The sequence below is a fragment of the Erwinia sp. V90_4 genome, assembly GCF_029967685.1.
GTDB classification, from domain to species: Bacteria; Pseudomonadota; Gammaproteobacteria; order Enterobacterales; family Enterobacteriaceae; genus Erwinia; species Erwinia aphidicola.
In genome coordinates this window covers 1-22787 of record NZ_JASCAQ010000036.1, presented here as the reverse complement: position 1 = coordinate 22787, position 22787 = coordinate 1, and the positions used below count along the sequence as shown (strand labels likewise).

23 protein-coding genes and 5 pseudogenes are annotated in these 22787 nt (G+C 57.6%); 19 read left to right on the top strand and 9 right to left on the bottom strand.

Annotated features, from left to right (window positions below; all coding sequences use genetic code 11):
- The first annotated feature begins 52 nt into the window (after nucleotides 1-52).
- Entirely contained in the window at nucleotides 53-802 is a 750-nt protein-coding gene (locus QLG07_RS05170; protein ID WP_282468655.1) for a LuxR family transcriptional regulator, read from the top strand.
- Here the strand turns inward: QLG07_RS05170 and QLG07_RS05165 are convergent.
- Nucleotides 774-1406 (bottom strand): acyl-homoserine-lactone synthase, encoded by a 633-nt coding sequence (locus QLG07_RS05165; RefSeq protein ID WP_282468654.1) that lies wholly within the window; start codon nucleotides 1404-1406, stop codon nucleotides 774-776. The two genes, QLG07_RS05170 and QLG07_RS05165, sit on opposite strands and share 29 nt — an antisense overlap.
- A 535-nt stretch (nucleotides 1407-1941) precedes the next feature.
- Between QLG07_RS05165 and QLG07_RS05160 the strand changes: the two genes are divergently transcribed.
- Nucleotides 1942-2553 carry a DUF2913 family protein gene (locus tag QLG07_RS05160; RefSeq protein ID WP_282468653.1) on the top strand — a complete coding sequence of 204 codons (612 nt, stop codon included), beginning with the start codon at nucleotides 1942-1944 and terminating at the stop codon, nucleotides 2551-2553.
- Here QLG07_RS05160 and QLG07_RS05155 read toward each other — a convergent pair.
- Nucleotides 2550-3414 (bottom strand): annotated as a pseudogene (locus QLG07_RS05155) (Rpn family recombination-promoting nuclease/putative transposase). The gene QLG07_RS05160 and the pseudogene QLG07_RS05155 sit on opposite strands and share 4 nt — an antisense overlap.
- Before the next feature lie 29 nt (nucleotides 3415-3443).
- A pseudogene (locus tag QLG07_RS05150) lies at nucleotides 3444-3942 on the bottom strand (recombinase family protein).
- 315 nt (nucleotides 3943-4257) lie between these two features.
- Between QLG07_RS05150 and QLG07_RS05145 the strand changes: the two are divergent.
- Nucleotides 4258-4926, top strand: a complete 669-nt coding sequence (locus QLG07_RS05145) for an epoxyqueuosine reductase QueH (protein ID WP_282468652.1) — start codon at nucleotides 4258-4260, stop codon at nucleotides 4924-4926.
- 80 nt (nucleotides 4927-5006) lie between these two features.
- On the opposite strand, the pseudogene QLG07_RS05140 reads toward QLG07_RS05145, so the two are convergent.
- Nucleotides 5007-5129, bottom strand: a pseudogene (locus QLG07_RS05140) (LysE family translocator); the annotation flags it as partial.
- Between the two features lie 350 nt (nucleotides 5130-5479).
- Here QLG07_RS05140 and QLG07_RS05135 point away from each other — a divergent pair.
- From QLG07_RS05135 to QLG07_RS05110, 6 genes are all read left to right on the top strand, one after another.
- Nucleotides 5480-7132: a methyl-accepting chemotaxis protein gene (locus QLG07_RS05135; RefSeq protein ID WP_282468651.1), complete on the top strand. Its 1653-nt coding sequence runs from the start codon at nucleotides 5480-5482 to the stop codon at nucleotides 7130-7132.
- A gap of 283 nt (nucleotides 7133-7415) precedes the next feature.
- Nucleotides 7416-7541: a chromosome partitioning protein ParB gene (locus QLG07_RS05130; RefSeq protein WP_282468650.1), complete on the top strand. Its 126-nt coding sequence runs from the start codon at nucleotides 7416-7418 to the stop codon at nucleotides 7539-7541.
- Between the two features lie 41 nt (nucleotides 7542-7582).
- Complete coding sequence (locus QLG07_RS05125) at nucleotides 7583-7780, top strand: plasmid SOS inhibition protein A (protein ID WP_282468649.1); 198 nt, start codon at nucleotides 7583-7585, stop codon at nucleotides 7778-7780.
- A 20-nt stretch (nucleotides 7781-7800) separates the two neighbouring features.
- Nucleotides 7801-8133, top strand: a complete 333-nt coding sequence (locus QLG07_RS05120; RefSeq protein WP_282468648.1) for a plasmid SOS inhibition protein A — start codon at nucleotides 7801-7803, stop codon at nucleotides 8131-8133.
- A gap of 238 nt (nucleotides 8134-8371) precedes the next feature.
- On the top strand, nucleotides 8372-8704 hold the full coding sequence (locus QLG07_RS05115) for a type II toxin-antitoxin system RelE/ParE family toxin (protein ID WP_191931319.1): 333 nt from the start codon (nucleotides 8372-8374) through the stop codon (nucleotides 8702-8704).
- Nucleotides 8701-8991: an XRE family transcriptional regulator gene (locus tag QLG07_RS05110; RefSeq protein ID WP_191931320.1), complete on the top strand. Its 291-nt coding sequence runs from the start codon at nucleotides 8701-8703 to the stop codon at nucleotides 8989-8991. Before QLG07_RS05115 ends, QLG07_RS05110 begins: the two co-directional genes overlap by 4 nt.
- Nucleotides 8992-9848: 857 nt before the next feature.
- Here QLG07_RS05110 and QLG07_RS05105 read toward each other — a convergent pair.
- The 5 genes and pseudogenes from QLG07_RS05105 to QLG07_RS05085 form a co-directional block, all read right to left on the bottom strand.
- A complete protein-coding gene (locus QLG07_RS05105; RefSeq protein WP_282468647.1) occupies nucleotides 9849-11972 on the bottom strand; it encodes a tyrosine-type recombinase/integrase in 2124 nt (707 codons plus the stop codon).
- Nucleotide 11973: 1 nt separating this feature from the next.
- Nucleotides 11974-12957: a tyrosine-type recombinase/integrase gene (locus QLG07_RS05100; RefSeq protein ID WP_282468646.1), complete on the bottom strand. Its 984-nt coding sequence runs from the start codon at nucleotides 12955-12957 to the stop codon at nucleotides 11974-11976.
- A 73-nt stretch (nucleotides 12958-13030) separates the two neighbouring features.
- A pseudogene (locus tag QLG07_RS05095) lies at nucleotides 13031-13258 on the bottom strand (DNA polymerase V subunit UmuC); the annotation flags it as partial.
- Nucleotides 13259-13266: 8 nt separating this feature from the next.
- Complete coding sequence (gene umuD, locus QLG07_RS05090; protein WP_282468645.1) at nucleotides 13267-13716, bottom strand: translesion error-prone DNA polymerase V autoproteolytic subunit; 450 nt, start codon at nucleotides 13714-13716, stop codon at nucleotides 13267-13269.
- Complete coding sequence (locus tag QLG07_RS05085; protein WP_282468644.1) at nucleotides 13713-13943, bottom strand: hypothetical protein; 231 nt, start codon at nucleotides 13941-13943, stop codon at nucleotides 13713-13715. The genes umuD and QLG07_RS05085 overlap by 4 nt, the downstream gene beginning before the upstream one ends.
- A 406-nt stretch (nucleotides 13944-14349) precedes the next feature.
- On the opposite strand from QLG07_RS05085, the pseudogene QLG07_RS05080 reads away from it, so the two are divergent.
- The 10 genes and pseudogenes from QLG07_RS05080 to QLG07_RS05035 form a co-directional block, all read left to right on the top strand.
- A pseudogene (locus QLG07_RS05080) lies at nucleotides 14350-15030 on the top strand (DNA methylase).
- Nucleotides 15027-15251 carry a hypothetical protein gene (locus QLG07_RS05075; RefSeq protein WP_282468643.1) on the top strand — a complete coding sequence of 75 codons (225 nt, stop codon included), beginning with the start codon at nucleotides 15027-15029 and terminating at the stop codon, nucleotides 15249-15251. Before QLG07_RS05080 ends, QLG07_RS05075 begins: the two are co-directional and overlap by 4 nt.
- Before the next feature lie 47 nt (nucleotides 15252-15298).
- Nucleotides 15299-15709, top strand: a complete 411-nt coding sequence (locus tag QLG07_RS05070) for a DUF1380 family protein (protein ID WP_282468642.1) — start codon at nucleotides 15299-15301, stop codon at nucleotides 15707-15709.
- A gap of 450 nt (nucleotides 15710-16159) precedes the next feature.
- Nucleotides 16160-16585, top strand: coding sequence for an antirestriction protein (locus QLG07_RS05065; RefSeq protein WP_282468641.1), 426 nt, complete (start codon nucleotides 16160-16162; stop codon nucleotides 16583-16585).
- A gap of 41 nt (nucleotides 16586-16626) precedes the next feature.
- Nucleotides 16627-17034: a DUF1380 family protein gene (locus QLG07_RS05060; RefSeq protein WP_282468640.1), complete on the top strand. Its 408-nt coding sequence runs from the start codon at nucleotides 16627-16629 to the stop codon at nucleotides 17032-17034.
- Between the two features lie 218 nt (nucleotides 17035-17252).
- Nucleotides 17253-17693, top strand: coding sequence for a hypothetical protein (locus QLG07_RS05055; RefSeq protein WP_282468639.1), 441 nt, complete (start codon nucleotides 17253-17255; stop codon nucleotides 17691-17693).
- Nucleotides 17694-17811: 118 nt separating this feature from the next.
- On the top strand, nucleotides 17812-19188 hold the full coding sequence (locus tag QLG07_RS05050; RefSeq protein WP_282468638.1) for a DUF3560 domain-containing protein: 1377 nt from the start codon (nucleotides 17812-17814) through the stop codon (nucleotides 19186-19188).
- 63 nt (nucleotides 19189-19251) lie between these two features.
- Complete coding sequence (locus QLG07_RS05045; RefSeq protein ID WP_282468637.1) at nucleotides 19252-19818, top strand: methyltransferase; 567 nt, start codon at nucleotides 19252-19254, stop codon at nucleotides 19816-19818.
- A gap of 730 nt (nucleotides 19819-20548) precedes the next feature.
- Nucleotides 20549-22435, top strand: a complete 1887-nt coding sequence (locus QLG07_RS05040) for a ParB/RepB/Spo0J family partition protein (RefSeq protein WP_282468636.1) — start codon at nucleotides 20549-20551, stop codon at nucleotides 22433-22435.
- 42 nt (nucleotides 22436-22477) lie between these two features.
- A partial coding sequence (locus QLG07_RS05035) for a plasmid SOS inhibition protein A (RefSeq protein ID WP_282468635.1) occupies nucleotides 22478-22787 on the top strand: 310 nt, incomplete at its 3' end.

The following is a 22787-nucleotide window of genomic DNA, read 5'->3' as shown; positions in this document are numbered from 1 at the left end:
CTTTAGTAGAGGTTTAACCTTCTGCCAGCCTGAGAATTCGTTTGGAGCGTTAATGTTTGCTTTTTTTTCTGGAAATAACACCGTAACCGACACTTTGCAGGCTTACATTGCAAGAAAACTTCTTCCCTACGGCTCGCCGGACTACGCATACACAGTAGTCAGCAAGAAAAAACCTTCAGAAGTTCTTATTTTTTCCAGTTACCCTGAGGAATGGGTCCGGCTTTACCGCGCCAATAATTTCCAGCTTACCGATCCGGTTATCCTCTCGGCCTTCAAAAGAACCTCACCTTTTTCCTGGGACGAAAACATCACACTGATGTCAGACCTCCGGTTTACAAAAATATTTACGCTTTCCCGTCAGTACAACATCGTTAACGGCTTCACATTTGTGCTACACGACCATATGAATAATCTTGCTTTGCTCTCGCTCATTATTAGCGAAAGTGGCCATCCGGCGCTGGAAAAGCGAATTTCAGCAGAACAAGCTTCCTTCCAGATGCTGCTTATCGATTTTAATGAGCAGATGTACCGGCTTGCGGGGGCGCGGGCAGGAAAACAAAACGAAGCGGGATGCCGGAATGGTGGCGCTATCTTTACCCTGAGGGAGAACGAAGTGCTCTACTGGGCCAGCATGGGTAAAACCTATGCAGAAACGGCAGACATTGCCGGTATATCCGTTAGTACGGTTAAGTTCCATATCAGGAACGTGGTTGTCAAACTGGGGGTCAGTAACGCCCGTCAGGCAATTCGTCTGGGCGTGGAGCTAGACCTTATCAGGCCGGCAGCCTCAGCGGCCAGGTAGTCAGATCAGATGCCTGGATGCTCATGCGGTTGCTGAGTGGCTCAGCAAACCGGTTCTGATCCTGTTCGCCCGCGGGCAGGGAAAGCAGGTAAATTCGCTCAGTTCCGGTCAGATAAGCTTCTTTTAATATCGAAACCTGCCAGCCTGAGCGATTCAGGATCCTGCACATCGCCCGGCTGACTATCGTATGGATGCAGGGGTAGGCATTCTTCCGCGCCCAGTTAATCATGGCGAGAAACAGAAGCTGACTTACAGGATAGTCTTTACCCAAAAGCGCGCGCGCGCGCGGCTTATCCACGAAGAAGCGGCTTGACTCCGTGCCCTCAGCGGGCAGAGTAACCGCGCTGAAGCAGCCATGGAATGTGTGCGTTATCATATTAGGCTGGCTGAGTGCCACAAACCGCACGCTGCATATCAGTTGTCCTTTACAAACCCCCAGGATATAGCGCATTCCTGGCCCGTCAAACTCGTCTGATTCCATCCCCTGACTGCAGAGCACTTCCCAGCCCAGACGATCGCTGAAGATTTGTTTACGCAGACTGTACAGCTCCGCGGCCCGGTTTGTATTCAGGTCTTCATAGCTCACATCAAAAAATTCCAGCATTCCCTACTCCATATATAAAGCGGCAACAGGCCGCACCTGGGATGATTTTAATGTTTTGACATCGCCTTATCATGGATTTTATCTCCTACTATTCCTCGTGAGGTTAGCAGCAATGGAATTGGTAAGGTGAGCATATCACCTCTGGTCAGGTGGCCAGTATCGATGTGCCACTACAACAGCCGCTGGGATCATTAACATACTGATAGAGCTAATGCTTCACTTTGCCTCGATCAGGTCAGTACCCACATCTTCATTTGGATCTTTCGGGCTATTCTCTTTTTATGTCACTTGGGAGGCGATAACACGCGTGTTGTTTATAATATGGGAGCTAAAATTAAAGTTTTTGGAGTTAAAGGAAATGTATGAGAGATACTAAAATACACTGTTCCCTGTATGCCGATCTTTAATGATTAGCCTAACAAAATTCAGGTGAGACCGTCCCTTGAACGCGCTGTCATTTGTGCTTAAATGACGCAACGGAAATTGTGGCGGTTCCAGAGTAGAACCCCATATTTTATACAGGGAGTGAGCCAGCGTGACGCTGACAGAAAAATCGGGCCATCTGGCATGGTGCGCCCTGGTAGCGCTGGCACTTGCCAGACAGGATGGCGGCGTTCTTTCGTCGGCACAGGAAAACCTCTTTATCATCCGCTGGCTGGCGGCCGCGCTGAAGCAGCGGCGGTTTTCGCGCGATGTGACACCCGATATCGAATGGCTGCTGAAGCAGGGGCGCCAGCTGGGCGTCGGAGCGAAGCTGGCCAGCAAGCTGGATTACCTATGGCGCTCCTGCACTGGCGAACTGTCAGAGCAAAACGACCTGTTCCGGCTGACGTATGCCCTGGAAACGGCCAAAGATATGCAATGGAATTACCGCCTGCTGGGCGACAGGGAGTGGTCAGGCAGAAATGCTGCGGAGCTCAATGCCGGCGTGAACGGTATTTACCTGTCACGCACCAGCCTCGATGTCGCTTTTGACGACAATGGACGGCAGATAAATCCGCTAATAGCACTTATGACGGGGAACGTAGTGGGGGTGATGAAGCTGTTTAACCGGTGCGGCTGGCATGCAGAGTCAGCACAGAATGTCTCCCTCCCATACCAGTTTACGCTGATGGCCGGGAAGGGAGTGTCAGGAAAGGATGACTAGCGGCAGATCTGCGCCAGGTCGTCTTCAGTGAGACCGGTGATTTTCATAACGGTATTGCGACCTTCCTGCCTGCCCTCATCTCTGCCCTTCTCGATACCCCTCTGTTCAAGCTGTTGTGCGATGGTCATAAGTGCGTCTGCGTGCGCAGTGCCAGCTCGGGTACAAAGGCTTCGGTGTCTGAAGCTTCGCCAGCCTGTACGATAGATATAGTGTACCAGCGATATCACCTGCGATGAAGACAGATATCCGGCCAGTAAAATGAGCGCCAGTCGTTCAACCAGTTCTGTCAGGTCCCGGTGAGGAATATGCTTCTGCAGCAGGGCCAAAGCGGCCATACTGCGGTGGTCTGCGACTTCGTCATCCGGGATCACGGTACGTCAACCAGCGGCAAGGCACTGCTGTAAAGTCTGCCTGCCATCTCCGGGGCGTCAGACTCACCCAGCCACCGGGTGGAGTAGTGGAACGGCTGCGTTTACCCGTATAGAACAGCACCGGTATCACCAGCGGCAGTTTTTTATGTCCTGCTTCCAGGTGGCGCTGCATGGTGGCCACCGCATAGCGGACCAGACGAAAAGGCATGTGCCTGTCGGGCGATGACTGATGCTCGATGAGCACGTGAACGTAGCCATCACCCGCCCTTATCGGGCTGTAAAGGGCGTCGCTGAAGTACTGGCGGAGATTGTCCTCAACGAACGAGCCGGATTCGAGCTTAAGCGTGCTGAGATTGCAGATGACGCGCAGTTCTGCGGGCAGGTGGAGTCCCATAAAATTACTGCCAATATCCGGCTTAGTCAGAAACTGCCGTAATATGGCGTCGTGAGGTGTGGCTGTGCTTTTTTCTTCATCGGCCCCGGCTCTCAAAATGCCCCACAAATGTTGTCACAGGCCGGTCAACGCTGACATTTGGGCGAAGTGAAGCGCGATTGCCCAAGTGCACCGTAACGGTGTTGTCTGGCCCCTTGCCTTTCTGGCCACTCCGTGCCGACTGTATCGTCACGCAGGCGCATGTTGGTCTGTCGTGAGGTACCAAACTGGCGCGCAACGGTGCTGATACTAACACCCGCCTGTAGCTTTTCACGCGCGGCCTGCCTCTGTTCATGGCTCAGAGCCGGATACCGGACCGTGCCGGCTGTTCCACTGCCTTTCGCACGTCCATTCTGCCACATCCCAGGCGATCAAGCCTGGTCACAATCAGCACATCGCCATTTTCCATGCGATCAAGTAAAGGGCGAAACCGGGCCGTTCGCTGGCCACCACCTAACCGCTGATTTGTTCCTCAGTCATGCGCCGGGGTTGAATGGCAAAACCGGCCGCTTCAATTTCCCTGCGCTGATTTTCAGTTGTCTGTTCAAGGGGAGAGACGCGGTAATATGCAAAAACTCATGACATGGCTTACTTTTTCCTACGAATTGGATGTCAGAACTGTAGCGGATGTCTAAAACTGACTTTACTAAGTTTTGGACAGGTACCACAGGTGGTGCCGGTAACCGGTCGGTTTCGGACGTTGAATTGCAGTCGTCACGCCATTTGGTTATAACAAAAAACATTATGGTTGGAAGGAATAGGGAGGACCTGTACGAGTGAGTTTCAGGTGAGTGCCGGGAGCTGAGATTGCGGAATTTTTACGAGGCTTATCGCTATTCACGATAGTTCACCTTTGATGCTACACTCTTCTCAATTATCATTATCCCAACGAATAAATTAATGACCAGCGCTGATTTCAAACGCCCTAAACTGGAACTCCCGAACGGGGCAGGAAAACTGCTACTACACTCGTGTTGTGCTCCCTGTTCCGGCGAGGTTATGGAGGCGATCCAGGCCTCGGGAATCGACTACACCATCTTCTTCTACAACCCGAACATTCACCCGAAGAAAGAATATCTGCTTCGTAAAGATGAGAATATTCGCTTTGCCGAACAACACGGTGTTCCGTTTATCGACGCGGACTACGACACGGATAACTGGTTTGAGCGTGCTAAAGGCATGGAATGGGAGCCCGAGCGCGGCATTCGCTGTACCATGTGTTTTGACATGCGCTTTGAACGGACGGCGCTATACGCCGCTGAAAATGGCTTCAGCGTGATCAGTAGCTCACTGGGCATTTCGCGCTGGAAGAATATGCAGCAAATCAACGACTGCGGACAGCGGGCTGCCGCGCACTATCAGGGAATAGTTTACTGGGACTATAACTGGCGCAAGCAGGGCGGTTCGTCGCGCATGATTGAGATCAGCAAGCGCGAGCAGTTCTACCAACAGGAATACTGTGGCTGCGTTTATTCGCTGCGTGACAGCAACCTACACCGGAAATCCCAGGGCCGTTCTCTTATTCAGCTCGGTAAGCTTTACTACGGTAAAGAAGACAAGCAGGCATGATTTTTATGTGACGCCCTCTGTAGCGTGACAACCTTCCTGCTGCTTTCCTTTAACAATTTCATGCGCCACCCGGCACGGAACAAAGCCTTTTTGCCGCCCTTAGCACACGCGGTACACAGAACAAGCGCCGTATCGTGGCCGGGAGTCAGGGTAAGTAACAGTGCTGGGAGAGAGAATCTGAAGGGGGAATCGTTAACAGTCATTTTCTTTGTCCGAAAGAGCAGATGCTAATCATTTATTTCCCTGCAACCAATCTATCAAATGTTACTTTTATAGGTCCGCTATAATTGCTTGAAGCTGCTGTCGTGGCATCAGGTTCAGCTTTGTGCCAGAAACGGATATTGCCAACATACAAGAATGCTCTTAAAAAAGCGGCCGCAACCAGAGTAAATAACCAAACTTATCATATCAGTAAAATTAAATCATGGTTTTCTCATACAGTGATAGCAGAAATTGCTAACTATTTTTCGCCTGATGCCGATAAGCATTTGCAATGCCGCATTTTCGCACTAGCGGTGCTTTGATTTATTTAACAAATTAGGTGGAAAATAACATGACGATTACACAGCGGCTATTCACAGTATTTTCTTTACTGGCCGCCGCGCTTATCACTTTGGTAATCGTGGCAGTACTGGTGCTTACGGGTTTTCAGTCACGCTTCCAGTACATACAAAGTAATGCAACCCCCTCTATTATCGACCTCGGAAAACTGGTGGACGGCAGTAACCAGCTGATTATCTGGATGTACCGCCATCAGAGCGCAACCGACCCGGCCAGGCAGGACGAAGTTGAGAAGCGGCTTACTGACAAGTTAAGTCAGCTGGAGTCACTCAATCATTATTACCTCGAAAATGATATTTCCAGTGAAGAAGACAGAGTAATGAATGAGGCAGCATTTGCCACCATCAAAGACTTCCGCAGCAGGCTCCCGGCTTTTCTTCAGGCCTCACGCTTGCAGAATGACGCCGTATCGCTTACGGAAATCCAGGGAAGCAATGGCAGTGGTTCAGCTGCCCGCGCTCTGATTGCTGGCTATCAGAAACAGCTTAAGCTGAATGTAGATATTGGTGAATCGCTCAGCGTTCAGAATACCCGAATCTATCAGAATTCTTTGTGGGGGATGATCGGTGGCTCAGCGGTCGTTATTTTTGTGCTGGCCTTTTTCACCGTCAGAACGATAACCGGCATCCGGAGAAATCTTAATGCCATGCGCTCCACCATACAGCAGGCAAGTTCACGCCTTGACCTGACGCTCCGGGTTGACGATTCGCGTAAGGATGAAATCGGCCTGACGGCAAGGGCATATAACGAGCTGGCGGATAATGTTGCTGCTTCCCTGATCTCCGTGAATACCTCATCCCAGTCTGTGAGCACGGCCTCTGCGCAGATATCTGCAGGCAATGAGGACCTGTCAGCCCGAACCGAGGAGCAGGCGGCCTCCCTTGAGCAGACGGCGGCCAGTATGTCGGAGCTAAGCGAAACGGTACGTCAGACCGCAGAGAATACCGGCACCGCGAGCCAGCTCTCGCAGAACGCCCGCAGTCTTTCAGAAGAGAGTGCGCAGAAGGTAACCACGATGCTCCGGACCATGTCCGATATCAAAGGCAGTTCAGCAAAAATCACCGATATCATTTCTGTCATTGAAGGCATTGCCTTTCAGACCAATATTCTGGCACTTAATGCAGCCGTAGAAGCGGCTCGGGCCGGTGAGCAGGGCCGCGGATTTGCTGTTGTGGCCGGAGAGGTTCGCAATCTTGCGCAGCGTTCATCGTCTTCAGCACGCGAAATAAAAGTTCTCATAGAGTCATCAATGCATTTTGTGGAAACAGGCGCACAGCAGGCAGAAGATGTCGGAAATAACATGGGAGTCCTGAAGGAAGCTATAGGGCAGGTTACAGACCTTGTCAATGAAATTGCGGCCGCCGCCCATGAGCAGATGCTGGGCATCGGACAGGTACACCAGGCAGTGAATCAGATGGACGACGTGACACAACAGAATGCGGCACTTGTTGAGCAAGCATCAGCAGCCTCAAACTCACTGATGGAGCAGGCAACAGTTTTGAACCAACTGGTAGCAGCCTTTGTCGTCGGTTCCAGCCCGGAAATGGCATTACCTACTTCAACAGCGTTTAAATCATCCTTACCAGGCAGGCAAGCCGTCAAGAACAAAGCTGAGTCGATGGAAGAAAACTGGCAAAGCTTCTGATGCCGGTGAGGTTGCGTATACCGCTATGGTCAGACGGTTAGTCATCCTCCATTGCAGCTGACCCTATGACTGAATCCGATGTACCCGGGGCCGCCTGACATCAAAAGCAGGTGGCGCCGAGCGAATCATATTTTCATATGCAGTCTGATCAAATTTCATCTACCTGCCGATGCCTTCGTAAACTTAAATGCTCATCTTTTTCACCCGGATTGTTATTAAAAACTGAGGGATACAAGACTCTGGTTTATCTCTCAAAGACTGAAACGACAGCGATGCCGAAAAAATGAAGAAGGGTGATGCTGCCGTGCTGGCCGCTGAAGAACTGGCGGCCGGCAGCTGGCTCCCGGCGTGGATGAAACCCGCCGCTGGCGCCAGTGAGGAAACCACTCCCGGCGCACGCGCCGCCTGACCACAGGCCGCCCCGCGAGGGGCGGCATTAAGGAGAAAAAAATGAGCCAGGAACTGACCGTAATTTCCGCCAGCCGTGCGCTGGTTCCCGTCAGCGATGCCCGTCGCGCCGCTATGGACGCGATTGACGAGGTGGAAGACAGGCGCCGGAACGGGCGGCGTTTGTCCGGCCAGCCGTATTCGCGGGCGTTCTTCCGCCACCTTTCAGGGGCGGGCAGAGCCTGCTACGTGCCGGGATAATGTGGGAGCCGCGCAGCCGGATGACCAGCATCAGTGAGTACGATCACGCGCTGAACGTGCTGCTGGAAAGCCACGGGCTGCACTGCCCGCTGCCGCTGTCGGGCAGCGTGCGCCAGCAGCTGTTTCCCGAATACTGCTTCGCCCTGGATGATCGTCGTGAGAAGATGCGGGCACTGTCCATGCACGCAGCGGCCCGGCGTGAAGCCAGCCAGGCGGCGCGGGAGTTCATGCTGCTGCAGGGACGGGCAGGGCAGGCGGAGTCTGAGCTGAACTTTTGCACGCCGGTGACCGTCAGCGCGTGGTACAACAGATGGGAAAGGGAACTGCCTGAAGCCGCTTTCTGGCGATGGTAAAAGCGGTTCCCTTCACTGCGCTCGCTTCGCTGCCTGCAAGGGATGGGCAACCCTCTGTGGTCAGTGATGGGTGATCTGGCAGAAAATAACGGCAGGACGCCGGGCAGGCTGCACGCACTGGAGTCCGGATTTTGTCTCAACAGGCTGTCTGAAAAAGAGCAGGCTAACCCTGGCGTATTGCGGTGAAACAGGTATAATTGATTTATACGTTTTTACGTAACTTTAATAAAGAGAAAGGATGCGCAAGCCACTCAGTTTTATTGACAGCAGCCTGGATGATTTGAAGCTGTTCCCGGGCGAAATGCAGAGTGAAATCGGTCACCAGCTCGACAGGGTACAGCAGGGGCTTGATCCTGATGACTGGAAGCCTTTCGCGACCGTAGGGCCAGGAGTCCGTGAAATTCGAGCGAAGGGAACGGACGGGATATACCGTGCCATGTATGTGGCTAAATTTGAAGAAGCGGTGTACGTGCTGCACTGTTTCCAGAAGAAAACGCAGGCAACCAGCCAGCCTGACGTCCAGCTGGCCCGTAAACGATTTAAAGAACTTGTTCAGGAGCGTAAGCTATGAAAATTCAGACATTTGAAAACGTCTGGGATGCTCTCAGCCCGACGAAGGAAGAAGCCGAAAACATGAAGGTCCGTTCTCAGCTGGCCATCGCGCTGAACGGCCTGATTACAAAGCGTGGACTGAGTACCACTGAAGCTGCCGAGTTGCTGGGCGTCAGCCAGCCGCGCATTTCCGAGCTGTCGAAGGGAAAAATCCACCTGTTCAGCGTTGATAAGCTGATTACGATGCTGGCTCATGCCGGGATGCACATAGGCACGATTGAAATCAGGGAGTCCCTGGCCGCCTGATCCACCGCATAAAATCTCTCCCGAACTGCTGCGCCTCCGGCGCGGCGGTTCATCTTTATAACCTCCATTATGACCTCACTGCCAGTTTCAGAATGAAGGTGCTTTGTATTCTCTCTCTGTCTTATGTTCCCCATCTTCTTCTGACGTCTGCTTTCACTCTTCCTCGTTTTTAACAGCCTGAAAAAAGGCGTAACGCCCCGGGCGTCTGTCCCTGCGGGACACCACTCTGTCATGCTGCGCACAGAGCCGCGCCGCGTCTCTGCCCTGGCCCGTTCCGGGCCGACGGGTTTCCATCGCATGACGTAACCCTGTAGCCGGCTGTCGCCGGCGCACTCACTGGCCGCGCGGCGGCCGCTGAGGACGCCACGCCGTTCCGCCGTGTCGGGCGCGTTCATGCTCATCTCAACTTCCGTGCCCCCCTCCCTGCGGTTCTTCGCGGAGGGCTGGTCGTAGCACCGCCGGTTCGGGCAGAAAGGGGTGAAATGCACGTCGCCCAAAACTTTTCGAAGCGGGGTCGTCCATTTCTGTGATTATCCCGCCTGTACTCTTATTAACGCGAACGCTTCAGACAGCCATCTTAGAGACAACCTGATAGTCTTTCACTCTCTTTGGACAGGCATGACAATTTTTCCTGCGATCACTGACTAGCAAACCGATACTTTCACTGTCCGCTGCTGGCACAGGCTGTGTGAAAACCCTGACTCAAAACTGAAGTGCGCGCATCTACGCAAAATCTGGAATTGCTCGACTGGTTAGCTGTGTCAAATTTTACGTATGAGCGCAGTTTTCAGCCCTGTTTTCGGCAGTTTAAGCGACCAAAACAGTTTTCACACAGCCTGGGCACAATGCGGCCCGTTTTACCGTTCTGGTTTAAGGGGCAATCTTTTAAGTGCCTGTTCAATTTTATCTGCGTCCTGTTCCACGATGGCTCTCTCATCGGGTGTGAGCGGAACCTCCTCAAGGTAACGTCGAACAGAGGCTTTGCTTTCCAGTATCAGTCCACGTGCACTCTGTTTTAGCAGATTAAAGTCGCAGCCAATGCAGGCCATCCGGTGCTGACAACTGCTCCAGAAGGGATTCGTGCAGTATGAATCGCCCAAATCATAGTATGTCGCAGATCCGGTCAGGCTGGCGGCTTCCGGATCATGGTCAATCAGCACGCTTATCATGTGAGCGACACGGTCTGCTTTGACGAACGATGCGGCCAGCTGAGTCGGGCGAATACGCAGATAATGCATGGTGGACTGAGGCGTTGAGTGCCCCGTCCACTGCATCAGTTCATACAACGACATGCCCTGCGGCACGCTGGCCAGCGCGGTCACTGCTGAGGCCCGCCCCCTGTGGCTGGTTATCGTTCCGCCGCTGTCTTCTAAAGGTACCCCTGCGCGTGCGCACAGCATCGGTATCACCGTGCGGTTGAGGATGGTGCCGCCGGCAGGCTTACCACGGAACTGGAACAGAAGCCTGACTTTCTCACCGGTTCGTTCGTCGGCGAGCATCGCCTGTTCTGACGGGCGTTCATCCAGCCAGATGTCGACGTATTTTTTCACCACGGCCGCCACCGGTTTCACAAAGGCTTTTGAGGTTTTCCCTGCAGGGATATGCAGGTAGCACAGGGTACCGGCCGGGATGATACTGCCGTCGTCCTTCACGATATCGTCCGCCTGCGCCGCGATGCACCCGGTGGTCAGGCGGAGCAGCTCACTCTTCCTCACCCCCGCATGGGTCCAGATGACAGCCATCGCCTGCAGCATGGCAAGCGGGTAATGTATTTCAGTGAGGAGATCTTCCTGACGCAGATTCAGGCTGGCCCAGATGAGCTTCAGCCAGACCGGATCGTCGATTACCCGGGGATTGACGCCGCGACGGAAAAGGGGCGTATCCGGCGTGGAAAGATGGCGGGCAGGGCTGAAGCGCAGGCGCCCCCAGCCCCAGTTTTCGTAATCAATCATAAACCGGCGCAGTGAATAGATAAAATGCGCCCTGGAATGCGGCATCATGGGCTCGCCAGAGCGCACCGATTTCCGCGTGCCCCTTTCCGTGCCCAGCTGAAGCTCATCCACGTTCATCCGGCCTACCGCAGCGATAAAGCTGGCGCAGGTTTCTATGGTCCAGTCTGCCGGTTCCCGCACCTGCGGATGTTCCTTTGTCAGCCAGAGGCCGCAGCGCAGAATAAAGCTGTACTGGTTTTCACGGGTGCGCGGCCTGAGCACCGATGTTTCCCGCCAGCGCCGGCACCAGTGTACCCAGGCCGGATCGATCCCTTCCACCGGTTTCTCGTACCACTTCGTGTAGTTTCGCATCCTCATCGGGGCGCTGATGATACCCAGCGCAGCGAGTGCGTGCGAAACCCGCCCGACATAACGGGAAGTCCCAGCCTCCATGCCGGACTGGACCTGCCACAGCAGCTCCGGCGTAAACGTCTCCAGCCGGGGATCCCGGTTCATAATCATCAGCGTGGCCAGTATGCCGGATATGTGATTTTTCTGGCTGGCCGGGGCATAACCCAGCGACAGCAGCGTATCCGTCAGGCGGTGCAGCTCCTGGCGATAAAAAGCCTGGCCGAAGATGGCAGAAGCGTAGAGGGCAGGTTTGCGTATATCGGGGAGGCTGAGAGGGTCATGCAAATCCGCCAGATACCAGGCAAAGGCGGCCATTAAGGGGCGGCCCTCCCTGACTTCCCGGCAGAGCGTCCGCCAGCGTTCCTGTGTCCATCGCCAGCACGGCATGCCTGAGGAATGCATCTCGCGCAGCAGTCCGGCTATCACCAGCCCGGCGATTTTGCTGCCGCAGCCACTTCCGCCTGCAATATCCATCAGCGGCCTGATGAGGTCTGGCGCAGGCTTCATCCGCAGCATACCGGAGCGGCTGTAAGCGCTTTCGAGCGCCGCGCACTCAGCAGGCGTCAGCGACGCCTCAAGCCGGTATTCAGTAATGTCGAAGGGACGCCAGCTGCTTTCAGTCGGTTTGTGCGGGCTCATGTTATTTCTCCGGGCTGAAAATAAGGTTCGCCATCCTGATATCTGCCGTTTCAATCGCTCCGGCCATCCTGGCGGCAAGGTCACGGGCCGACAGGTGGATATAAATCTGTGTTGTGCTCAGGTCGCGGTGTCCCGCATAGGTGGCAAGCTCGTGCAGCTTCCAGCCCGCGCGGGCCAGATGCGTCAGCCGCAGGTGCCGGAAGGTATGAGTTGAGATGTCCGGCATCGCGGACTCCAGCGCCCATTTCCGGACCGTTTTGCTCCAGGTCCAGAATGAAAGCGGCGCGCCCTGATTACGATCGGACGCGGAACGGAACAGGGCCCCTCTGACCATTCCGGTCCGCTTCATCTGCATGAGGTGGGTCGCCAGCGCGGGCACGACTGCCGGGCTGTAACAGACAATACGCTCACGCCGGCTCTTGGTAGTTTCTGCCCGGATGCGGATAAGACGGTGCGCGAAATCGAAGTCTTCGATGCTCAGCGAAGTGACTTCAGACCGCCGCAGCGCACCGTAGTAGGTTAATGCCAGCATCAGGCGATCACGCAGCGGGGAAGCGGCGGCATGAAAGAGAAAAGCCTGCCACTGCGCATCGTCAGGAATACGCGGCAGTTTTACGACGCGGGGAACCAGTCCACGGCCGGAACTGAGCATGTCAGGCGTACCGGACCGGGGCAGCGGATTGACCGTGCAGAGGTCCAGATACATGAGAAAGTCATACCAGAGGCGGATTGCCGACAGGCGAAGCTGGAGCGTGGCGCTGGCCGAGGGAAAAGGCATGCCGGGCAGCTGAGGGCTGATGTACGCGGCCAGGTCTTCAAACCGGGCCTTTTCAGGTGCAATCCTGTGCTGGCTGCAGAACGCAAAAAAATGGCGGAGGGCACTGCGGTAGGCCGCAAGCGTGGCCTGCGCCCGGCCCAGATTTGATAACAGCTTCAGCCAGCGCTCTGCAAGTAACAGAGCATGTTCATCCGGTGGAATCAGCATCGTGTTCTCCTCTGACAGCAATATCGCTGCACAAAGTTTACTCACTCAATGTTGCATTCCACTTAACTTACTATAAGGCATAATTCGAGCTAAAGACATGCACGCGCTCCGCGTAATCCTGCGTCTTTATCTGGAACCACGGTGCGCCCATTTTTATACCAAGTTTTTTGGCGCCTGCGCTCCGTGCGATCACGCAGCCGTCGTTATTTGAAAGCACCACGACGGGCTTATCGCGCAGGTCCGGGCGGAACAGCGCCTCACAGCTGGCGTAAAATGAGTTCACGTCCGCCAGTCCGAACATGGGCATGGTTACCTCCTGCGCGCCCGCGTGCTGTTGAAGAACCACGTCACCACGCCGAGCAGCTGCAGCTCCTCCGGGTAAATTGCCGCGTACTCAGAATTCATCGGCAGCAGGGCGAGGCGCGGCTGCAGCTGCAGGCGCTTGACCGTGAACTCTCCCTCCACTTCGGCAATCACGATATCCCCGTGTGAAGCTTCCTCGGCCCGGTCAACGACCATGACGTCGCCGTCATAAAGACCCAGTCCCTCCATGCTGCTGCCGCTGGCGCGCACGAAAAAAGTTGAGGCGCGCCGGCGGATGCAGAGCTCGTTAAGGTCCAGCTCCTTCTCGACGTAATCCGCTGCCGGGGAGGGGAACCCGGCAGCGCACGGCTCGGAAAAGAGGGGAACGGAAACGCGGGGAGTATTGGGGGCCGGCAAAATCAGCTCCAGGCCCTGAGCAAAGGTGGCTGACTTCATTTTCCGGCCCCCGGGCTGAATGCTGCGGGTCCGGTGATTGCTCTGAGTGTGGTGCGCATGACAAACCCTCCTGAAATACTGTCTATATATACAGTATCGCCGTGAGCAGTGTGTATTTCAAGATGGCCAAAAGCAGAAAGCGTTCCGGCAGGCGTATCTTCCTGAAAGCCGTTCGTTTTTAATTTGCGGGGCCGGTACCGGTCTTCCTGCAGCAGCAGAGTTTCCATGCCCGGTTCTGCAGTGGCCCTTTGCCGCGTTGCTGGCGTGACAGCCTGCCCCTGACGGGTTTTGACTGCTTAAAAGTATGTCGCTGCGCTCCGCTTCTGAGCCGCCCGACGCCCTGCGGTCGCCAGCCGGCGGGTGTGGGGTGCCGTGCCGCTACTGTAGCCGGGCCGCTGCGCAGAAAAGGGAGGCTTCGCCACCATCCTCACCCGGTCGCAGTGCTTTAAGAATGCATTCTCCGCTGTCTTCCCGTCGTTCTCCGGCTCAATTTTCGCCGTCAAACCGTCCAGCCAGCGTCAGCTTTTATCTGCGCTGCGGCTTGCGGTGGTGCCCTTGTCTGCTCCGCTTGTCGCCCGGCTGTCGTATCGGCACGGCACAAGAGGGTGCCCCCATCAGATAAGGAGTCAGCGCATGTCACGTTTCATTCAGGGTAACTGCATCCAGATTATGTCCGGCTTTCCCGATAAGGCCGTGGATTTCATTCTCACCGATCCACCGTACCTGGTCGGCTTTAAGGACCGCGCCGGGCGCACGATAGCCGGCGACAAGACGGACGAGTGGCTCCAGCCCGCCTGTCATGAGATGTACCGCGTGCTGAAAAACGACTCGCTGATGGTCAGCTTCTACGGCTGGAACCGTGCCGATCGCTTTATCAGCGCCTGGACCGCTGCGGGTTTTCGCATCGTCGGCCACTTCGTATTTGCCAAAACCTACGCGTCAAAATCCGCCTACGTCGGCTATACGCACGAGTGCGCCTACGTGCTGGCCAAAGGACGCCCGCGCCTGCCGGAAAATCCGCTGCCGGACGTGCAGGACTGGAAGTACACGGGCAACCGGTTTCACCCGACCGAAAAGCCCGTGACCAGCCTGCAGCCCCTGATTGAGTCGTTCACGCACCCGGGCGCTATCGTGCTCGACCCGTTCGCGGGTTCCGGTTCGACCTGCGTCGCGGCGCTCCAGTCCGGTCGTCGCTATATCGGCATCGAGCTGCTGGAGTAGTACCACCGCGCGGGGCAGCAGCGCCTGGCGGCCGTACAGCGCGCCATGCTGCAGCCTGCCGCCAACGGTGACTGGCTGCCGGAGGCCGCATGACGAATTACGCAGGTCTGGAACCGCTGCGCGAAGACGTGGCGGCGCTGGCAAACGACATATACGAGCTGCTTTCCAGGTTGGAAGCCCTGGAATCTCCAGGGCACCACGATGCCGAAACGGTCGCGGAGCTGCTTGCACGCAATGCGATCTGCCGCATCAGTGACCTGTACATGGAGGCGTACCGCGAAGCGCTTGTCCTGAACGCCTGCTTTAAAGACTGACGTATCCGGCCGGGAAAGCCCGGCCACCATTAAAACCGGAGAAAATGATGTACGGGACACGAAAAGAGATTAACGAAAAGCTGAAACGCGCCTTCACCAACAGCGAACCGCTGGCCGTGCTGGTCTGGTCACGGGAAACCGTGACGGACGTTATCGACGAAGAGCTGACCGACGCCGAGGCTGATCGCCTTCTGTGCCGCATCGGCGGGGTGGCGTTTTACGGGCACGCGGCGGAGGGGATTTCTCGCCATACCCTGAGCGAATGGCTGCGGTCTGACAGAAAAACCATACAGACGGTGACGGTGGACGCCGCGCTGCTGAAAAAAATCACGGAGAGGGCGCAGCGCGCGCTGCTGTCAGAGGAGGGGCGCGCCTGGGATGCAGGCAGTGACTGCCCGCCGGGGGTACGCGAGGGCCTGGACGACGTGGCGCGCATGCTGACGCTGCTGGCCGCCTGACGCTGAGCAAGGCCTGACCGCCGGAGGCGACGAAGCCCGTCGCTTCCGGACGGGTACGGGACCCGCGAGAGACCAGCCGGCGGCGGAGCGGCAGGTACGGGCGCGGGCATCGAACCCCCGCCCGTACCCCAACGCCACGCGGCAGTTCCCGGCAATGCCGGGGCCGCAAAGGACGCAGGCTGAGCCTGCCCACGGGGTAAAACGGTACGCCATGAGGCCGCCGTGTCGTGTGGGCTTACGCCGTGCCCGAACCTTAGCCGGGCCGCTGCAATCGCAAGAGTCCGCTGCGCCGTCTCTCCTCGCCCGTTCGCGCCCGTCACGGGCATTCAGCCCGCAACGGCCTTGCGCTGCGGCCTGCGGGGACGCTCCTGCGCTTTCCGCTTTGCGCCCGTCTCTGGTGTGGTCACGGCGCAAGCCCACGCCGTATCACATGCTAACCGTGGAGATGCCATGAACACACAGATCCCCGCCGCCGTCCAGGCCGATCGCTATGTAACGATGCGTTTTTTGCCGATGCTCTTTTCTCACGACTGGGTGCGCGCCGAACACAACGTGTTTCTGTACGCCAGCCGCTTTCTCACGGGCTATGACGGCTGCGAGTGGCATTTTGTTGCGCTGGAAAACGGCGGGGGGTTCATGCAGCCCGATGGCGACGAATGGCACTTCAGTAACCCGGACAACGGGGCCGGTCTGAGCCTGTCGGCAGAGGCGGCGGGCATCGTCATCACCGCAATGGTGCTGAACCACCGCAGCTGGTTCTATGACCGCCATGACGAACCGGAGCTGTGTGAGCACTACTGCGGGCGCTTTCGCCAGCTGACCGGGTTTATCTCAGCACACCCTGAATACAGCGCCATCTGCCGCGCGCTTAACTGACAACGCCGGGCGGCGGCTGCCGCCGCCCGTAAGGATATGAAATGTACGGAACGCCGAACGAACTCTGTATACAGCTGCTTAAGCAGTTTGCGCCGGGTGAAAGAATTACGCTGATTGTCTGGACCAGCGGGAATGTATCAGACGTGCTTGACGGGGAGGGCATCACCCCGGAAGAAGCCGACGAAATTAACGCTGACATCAGCGAGCTTGATTCCGTGCACGAGTATGGCGTGGGCGAGGAAACGCTACGGGCGATGCTGGAAAACGTGCGGGAATCAGCCCGCGCAGAGCGGGAAGTGCGGGTGACGGCGGGCACCCTGGAGAGGATTGCCAGGCTTGCCGGAGAGTATATCCGCCGGGAAGAAGCTGAAGGAGGCGAAGGGGCCGCCAGAAGGCAATTCCCTCTTGAGCTGGATGCGCTGGAGGCCGTCAGAAAGCTGGTGATGTGAGAAAAAAACGGGCAGGGAGGCCCGTACACTGACCGCTGTCAGCCCGCGAAAAACCTGCCCGCCTGCGGCGGGGCGGGGGGAACGGCGCCTGCGGCGCCACGCTCCCTCCGCCTTTCTGAAAAATCCGTTTTACCCGTCATTCAGCAGCCCATGATTTGCCTGAACTGTCACTGTCACTGTCACTGTCACTGTCACTGTCACTGTCAGTGGATGTGGATGTGGATGTGGATGTGGATGTGGATGTGGATGTGGATGTGGCACTGGCACTGGCACTGATTGTGGTTGCTGTTTTGGGTTTGGTTTTGGTTGTTGTTGTGGTTGAGGTTGTGGCGTGGGTGCGGGTGGTGGTCTGGTCCGCCGGTCGCTTTCAGGCAGACTTTTCTGCCCCGGGCGTCTCCCTGCGGGCCGCGCTGTCATGCTTCGCACCGAGCCGGCAGGCCGTCTCTGCCCTTGCCCTGCGGGCCGGCGGGTTTCCATCGACTGACGCAACGCCCGCAGCCGGCATGCTGCCGCCGCACTCACTGGCCACGGTCGTGGCCGCTGAGGACCGGACCGCGTTAGCGCCGTCCGGGGCCGTGCCATGCTCATCCACCGGTGGCCGATGTTCCCGTGGTATTTCCGTCGCAGGGAACTACGCCACACCGCCTCGCTCCTTCTGACAAGGCTGAAATGCACGCCTGCGGCGGCCCTGTCAGCGCTCCCCGGTGAGGCTTTTTCCCCTTCTGCGACGGCGAATACTCACAGAAACATCATTTAACCCACAGAAGGAGAAGCAGCATGTCACAGCAGAACGTCCAGGGCGCGACAGCGAAGCCTACAGAATCACCACGTTTTCAGACCGAAGGGCAGGAGTACCGGGCCACTTACTCCCCCGATGATAACAAGTTGCGCCTGTACGCGGATTCACGTCTCGGTGAAGAGACGTTTAAACGCGTAAAAGATGCAGGATTTAAATATGCGCCTAAGCAGGGGCTGTTTGTGGCACCCATGTGGACACCGTCCCGCGAGGATTTACTGCTGGAGCTGGCCGGGGAGATCGAAGATGAGGATCAGACGCTGTTTGAACGGCAGGAAGAGCGTGCAGAACGTTTCGAAGGCTACAGCGTTAAGCGGGCAGCAGAATCTGAGCAGGTGCTCACCGCAGTGGATAACCTTGCCTCCGCCATTTCTTCAGGTCAGCCGATCCTGGTTGGCCACCACAGCGAACGCCGCGCGCGCAAACACGCACAGCGTATCGAGAACGGAATGCGCAGGGCCGTAAACCTGTTTGAAACCGCCGAATACTGGGAGCGCCGCGCAGAGGCATCCCTGCGGCTGGCAACGTATAAAGAACGCCCGGACGTGCGTTATCGCCGTATCAAAAAAATTGAGGCCGATTTGCGCAAGTCGGAAAGACATATTGAAAACGCCCGGCTGTTTATCCGGCTCTGGTCATGTGAAACCCTTGACCGGCAGATGGCGCTGAAAATTGCAAACGGCGACCATGTTTGTGCCCGCTTCACGCTGGAAAAGTTCCCGCGCCCGGCGGAGAAAAGCCAGTATGAAGGCCAGACGTCCGTATGGTCAGCGCTGACGGATGAAATCATTAACGCCGCACAGGCGCGTGAAATCTGCGTTCGCGTCCATCAGCGAACAATCGACTGGCAAAACCGCTGGGCAGGACACTACCGCCATCGCCTGATGTATGAGCGCGCCATGCTTGACGAAACCGGCAGCATTCTGGCGGCCGGCGTTGACATGGTTCCGGGCGGTAAAGTTATGAGCCGTGGCGAATGGCTGACGATCATCCGCGTCAACCGCAGCGGGGGAGAAATCAGCTCCGTAGTGACCAGTGAATATTCATTCATGGGCCGCAGGGGAACGACGGTTATCCGGCGTGACCGCATTACGGATTATGCAGCACCCACAGCAGAGGTCGCCGCAGCGGCAAAGGTTGCCGCAAAACGACCGCCGATCGTGAATTATCCGGGGGAGGGCTTCATTACCCTGACAAAACAGGAATGGAGTAAAAAACATGCTGATTTTAAACAGGTGCGCGGCATTGCAGCAGGTGACGATCACGGTGCTTACCGCATCCGCCGGGTGCTGTCGTCGGGCTACTCACTGACGCCGGTATATATCACCGATTTGAAAACGGTGGAAATCCCACGCTGACAGGCAGTGTTTCCCGGCTCTGCCGGGAAACCTTCCGCAATGGTTTACACAGAGGGCAAACGAATGCAGACCGGACTTAAAGCGCGCATAGCGCAGATGCAGCAGAAGCTCAGTTCCCGCCATCCGGTGGGTGAAGTACACGCAGACAGCCAGCTGTTCGTCACACCCGACCCGGTATGTGACAGACTTGTCGCGCTGGCTGATATCCGGCCCGGTGACCGGGTTCTGGAGCCGAACGCGGGTACCGGGGCTATCCTCCGGGCCGTTCTGGCCGCGCAGCCAGCGGCCCGCTGTGAGTGCGTTGAAGTGAATTATGTGCTGGTTCAGCACCTGCTGTCAGCTTTTCCCGGCGTGCCGGTCAGCTGCGGGGATTTTCTGAACTTTACCCCTGATGTACCTTTTGATCGCATCATCATGAACCCGCCGTTCAGGCACGCGGTCGATCTGAAGCACATCCTGCATGCCAGGACGATGCTGGCACCCGGCGGTAATCTGGTCGCGATCTGCAGCAACGGACCCCGTCAGCAGAAAGCGCTGTGCGACCTCGCGGTGCACCATGAAACGCTGCCGCGCGGCACGTTCACGTATACGGACGTTTCAGTAATGATTGTCCGCATTGATGCTGATTAGCTGCGCTCAGGGAGCATTCCCGGGTATCCCCCGGGATTCCCTATCTGTAACCGGGGGATCGTCCGGCCCCGTGGTCGTATGCCTCTGCAGCCGAAAGCCGGGCGGGCCTGCGGCCCGGGGTGAACAGTGCTGACGCACTGAAATACCCCCTTCGCCTGTCCTTGCTCTGCCCGGTCTTTCTCTCACTGTCTATCTTCCTGCTGTGATTTGCTTTCCTGCTGTATTTCCTGCTGTATTTCCTGTTGCTGCCGTGCTGCTTAACATCACTGAAAACCAGATGCTAAAGCATGGCCCCCTGCGGCTCCCCGGCGTTGCCGGCTCGTCAGCCCCACTGCGCTAACCGGCAAAGCCGCTAAGCTCCGCCGAATCCCGCAAGCGGGTTTCGGGCCTCCCGGCTGGGGTCTGATGGCGAACTGCCAGGGCGTGCAGCTGGCTGGCGCCAGCGCGCTCACTGGCCACGGTCGTGGCCGCTGAGGACCGGACCGCGTTAGCGCCGTCCGGAGCCGTGCCATGCTCATCCACCGGTGGCCGGTGTTCCCGTGGTATTTCCGTCGCAGGGAACTGCGCCACACCGCCTCGCTCCTTCTGACAAGGCTGAAATGCACGCCTGCGGCGGCCTTGTCAGCGCTCCCCGGTGAGGCTTTTTCCCCTTCTGCGACGGCGAATACTCACAGAAACATCAGCAAAGAAAACCCGCGCTGCGAAAAAGTTAGCGACTGCCGTTGAGGCGGTGCTGGAAAAGGCCACCCTCGCGTACTTCCCCCTTTCCCGCCTGGTGAAGTCCCCGCTTCAGGCCCGCAGGCGTCCGCATACCGCTGAGGATATCCGCGACACGGCTGAAAGCATTGCCGGGGTCGGGCTTATCCAGAATCTGGCGGGGCATGAAATGGCCGATGGCCGGATTGGTATCTGCGCCGGGGGCGGGCGGCTGGAATCGCTGGTGCTGCTGCAGGGCGAAGGGCGCTGGCATCCCGACCAGCTGGTCCCGGTGCGTATCGTGCCGCAGGATATGGCGAGAGCCGTGTCGCTGACCGAGAACGGCAGACGCCGGGACATGCACCCGGCTGAGCAGATTCAGGGCTTCCGCGAGCTGTCGGAAGAAGGCAAAACGAACGCGCAGATTGCTGACCTGATGGGCTACAGCACCCGCCACGTTGAGCGCTGCATGAAGCTCGCCGGGCTGGCACCCTCGCTGCTGTGCCTGCTGTCCGAAGACCGCATTCAGCTCGACCACTGCCACGCGCTGGCGCTGGCCGACACCCATGAACGCCAGGAAGAAATCTGGGAAGGCGCCGTCAGCCGCGCGTATGACGTCCCGTCCCCGCAGATGATCCGCAGCCTGGTGACCTCGGGCGAGGTGAAAACGTCAGGCAGCGACCTTTTCCGCTTCACCGGGCTGGATGCGTATATCGCAGAGGGCGGCGAGCTGCGCACCGACCTGTTCAGCGACGAAAACGAGGGCTGGGTCGATTCCCTGACGCTGCAACGCGCCGCGCTGAACAAACTGTCCGTCATCGGGGCTGAGATTGCGCAGCGCGAAGGCTGGCAGTGGAGCGAGGCGCGGCTGAGTCAAATCAGGACGTGGGGCGATGATGCCAGGGCGTATCGTCACTATCCGTTCCCTGAGCGCGTATTTACCGCAGAGCAGGCGTCCCGCCTGGAGGAGATTGAAACGCTGATGGACGCGGCCAGCGACGACGAACGCACCGCGCTCGATGCCGAAGTCGCGGCCATCCATGACGCCGGGGAAGCGGCAGCGTGGCCTGAAGCAACGCGCCAGCTCTGCGGCGTGGTGGTATCGCTGGACCACGGCGTGATCAATATCCAGCGCGGACTGGCGCACATCACCGAAGAAGAAGCCGCCGCCATCGAAGCCCGCCAGGCCGCAGCGGTTGCGGCCGTCACGCACGCACAGCCGACCGTTGAGGCCGATGAGTTCCCCGCCACGCTGGTGAAAGCCATGTCCTGCGAGCGCACGCTGGCGGTACAGGCCGCGCTCTGCACGCAGTCCGATATGTCGGTCACGCTGCTGACCTGGCATCTGGCAAAGGGGGTGTTCACCTCCGGGCGCGGCGGTCCGGATCCGTCCCGCGTTCAGCTCAACGACAACCAGTACGTGCTGCGCGAGAAATCCTTATCCGGTGAAAACGGCAGGGCGTACCGCTTCCTGATGGAAGAAAAAGCCCGCTGGGAGGCCCGCCTGCCGGACGACTGGCGTCACGACATGCGCTGGCTGCTGGCCTGGACCCCGGAGGAGAGAAACGCGCTGCTGGGCTTTATGTCTGCCCTGTCAGTCGACGGCATGCAGGATCGGGAACACGGCCGCACGCAGCGCAGCAGCCTCGACGGGCTGGAGGTCGCGATGGCATTCAACCTTTACGACTGGTGGCAGCCGACCGCAGAAAACTACTTCAGCCGCATCGGAAAGGCGCAGATTTGCGCGGCGATGAGCGGGGCGGGACTGACGGGCAAGGCCAGCGATGCCGAAAAAATGAAGAAGGGCGATGCCTCAGTGCTGGCCGCTGAAGAACTGGCGGCCAGCAGCTGGCTCCCGGCGTGGATGAAGCCCGCCGTCGATGCCAGCGAAGAAACCACCCCGGACGCACGTGCCGCATAACCCACGGGCCGCCCCGGGAGGGGCGGCATTAAGGAGAAATCAATGAGCCAGGAACTGACCGTCATTTCCGCCAGCCGTGCGCTGGTTTCCGTCAGCGATGCCCGCCGCGCCGCGATGGATGCGATTGCCGAAGTGGAAGACAGGCGCCGGAACGGGCGGCGTTTGTCCGGCCAGCCGTATTCGCGGGCGTTCTTCCGTCACCTTTCAGGGGCTGGCCGTGCCAGCGGGCAGAGCCTGCTGCGCGCCGGGATAATGTGGGAGCCGCGCAGCCGGATGACCAGCATCAGCGAGTACGAGCACGCGCTGAACGTGCTGCTGGAAAGCCACGGGCTGCACTGCCCGCTGCCGCTGT

What these genes read in the sequence shown, in the direction of transcription:
- QLG07_RS05170 (WP_282468655.1), top strand. Translation starts at nt 53, where the DNA reads ATGTTTGCTTTTTTTTCTGGAAATAACACCGTAACCGACACTTTGCAG.
- QLG07_RS05165 (WP_282468654.1), bottom strand. Translation starts at nt 1,406, where the DNA reads ATGCTGGAATTTTTTGATGTGAGCTATGAAGACCTGAATACAAACCGG.
- QLG07_RS05145 (WP_282468652.1), top strand. Translation starts at nt 4,258, where the DNA reads ATGACCAGCGCTGATTTCAAACGCCCTAAACTGGAACTCCCGAACGGG.
- QLG07_RS05135 (WP_282468651.1), top strand. Translation starts at nt 5,480, where the DNA reads ATGACGATTACACAGCGGCTATTCACAGTATTTTCTTTACTGGCCGCC.
- QLG07_RS05130 (WP_282468650.1), top strand. Translation starts at nt 7,416, where the DNA reads ATGAAGAAGGGTGATGCTGCCGTGCTGGCCGCTGAAGAACTGGCGGCC.
- QLG07_RS05125 (WP_282468649.1), top strand. Translation starts at nt 7,583, where the DNA reads ATGAGCCAGGAACTGACCGTAATTTCCGCCAGCCGTGCGCTGGTTCCC.
- QLG07_RS05120 (WP_282468648.1), top strand. Translation starts at nt 7,801, where the DNA reads ATGACCAGCATCAGTGAGTACGATCACGCGCTGAACGTGCTGCTGGAA.
- QLG07_RS05115 (WP_191931319.1), top strand. Translation starts at nt 8,372, where the DNA reads ATGCGCAAGCCACTCAGTTTTATTGACAGCAGCCTGGATGATTTGAAG.
- QLG07_RS05110 (WP_191931320.1), top strand. Translation starts at nt 8,701, where the DNA reads ATGAAAATTCAGACATTTGAAAACGTCTGGGATGCTCTCAGCCCGACG.
- QLG07_RS05105 (WP_282468647.1), bottom strand. Translation starts at nt 11,972, where the DNA reads ATGAGCCCGCACAAACCGACTGAAAGCAGCTGGCGTCCCTTCGACATT.
- QLG07_RS05100 (WP_282468646.1), bottom strand. Translation starts at nt 12,957, where the DNA reads ATGCTGATTCCACCGGATGAACATGCTCTGTTACTTGCAGAGCGCTGG.
- umuD (WP_282468645.1), bottom strand. Translation starts at nt 13,716, where the DNA reads ATGAAGTCAGCCACCTTTGCTCAGGGCCTGGAGCTGATTTTGCCGGCC.
- QLG07_RS05085 (WP_282468644.1), bottom strand. Translation starts at nt 13,943, where the DNA reads ATGGAAACTCTGCTGCTGCAGGAAGACCGGTACCGGCCCCGCAAATTA.
- QLG07_RS05075 (WP_282468643.1), top strand. Translation starts at nt 15,027, where the DNA reads ATGACGAATTACGCAGGTCTGGAACCGCTGCGCGAAGACGTGGCGGCG.
- QLG07_RS05070 (WP_282468642.1), top strand. Translation starts at nt 15,299, where the DNA reads ATGTACGGGACACGAAAAGAGATTAACGAAAAGCTGAAACGCGCCTTC.
- QLG07_RS05065 (WP_282468641.1), top strand. Translation starts at nt 16,160, where the DNA reads ATGAACACACAGATCCCCGCCGCCGTCCAGGCCGATCGCTATGTAACG.
- QLG07_RS05060 (WP_282468640.1), top strand. Translation starts at nt 16,627, where the DNA reads ATGTACGGAACGCCGAACGAACTCTGTATACAGCTGCTTAAGCAGTTT.
- QLG07_RS05050 (WP_282468638.1), top strand. Translation starts at nt 17,812, where the DNA reads ATGTCACAGCAGAACGTCCAGGGCGCGACAGCGAAGCCTACAGAATCA.
- QLG07_RS05045 (WP_282468637.1), top strand. Translation starts at nt 19,252, where the DNA reads ATGCAGACCGGACTTAAAGCGCGCATAGCGCAGATGCAGCAGAAGCTC.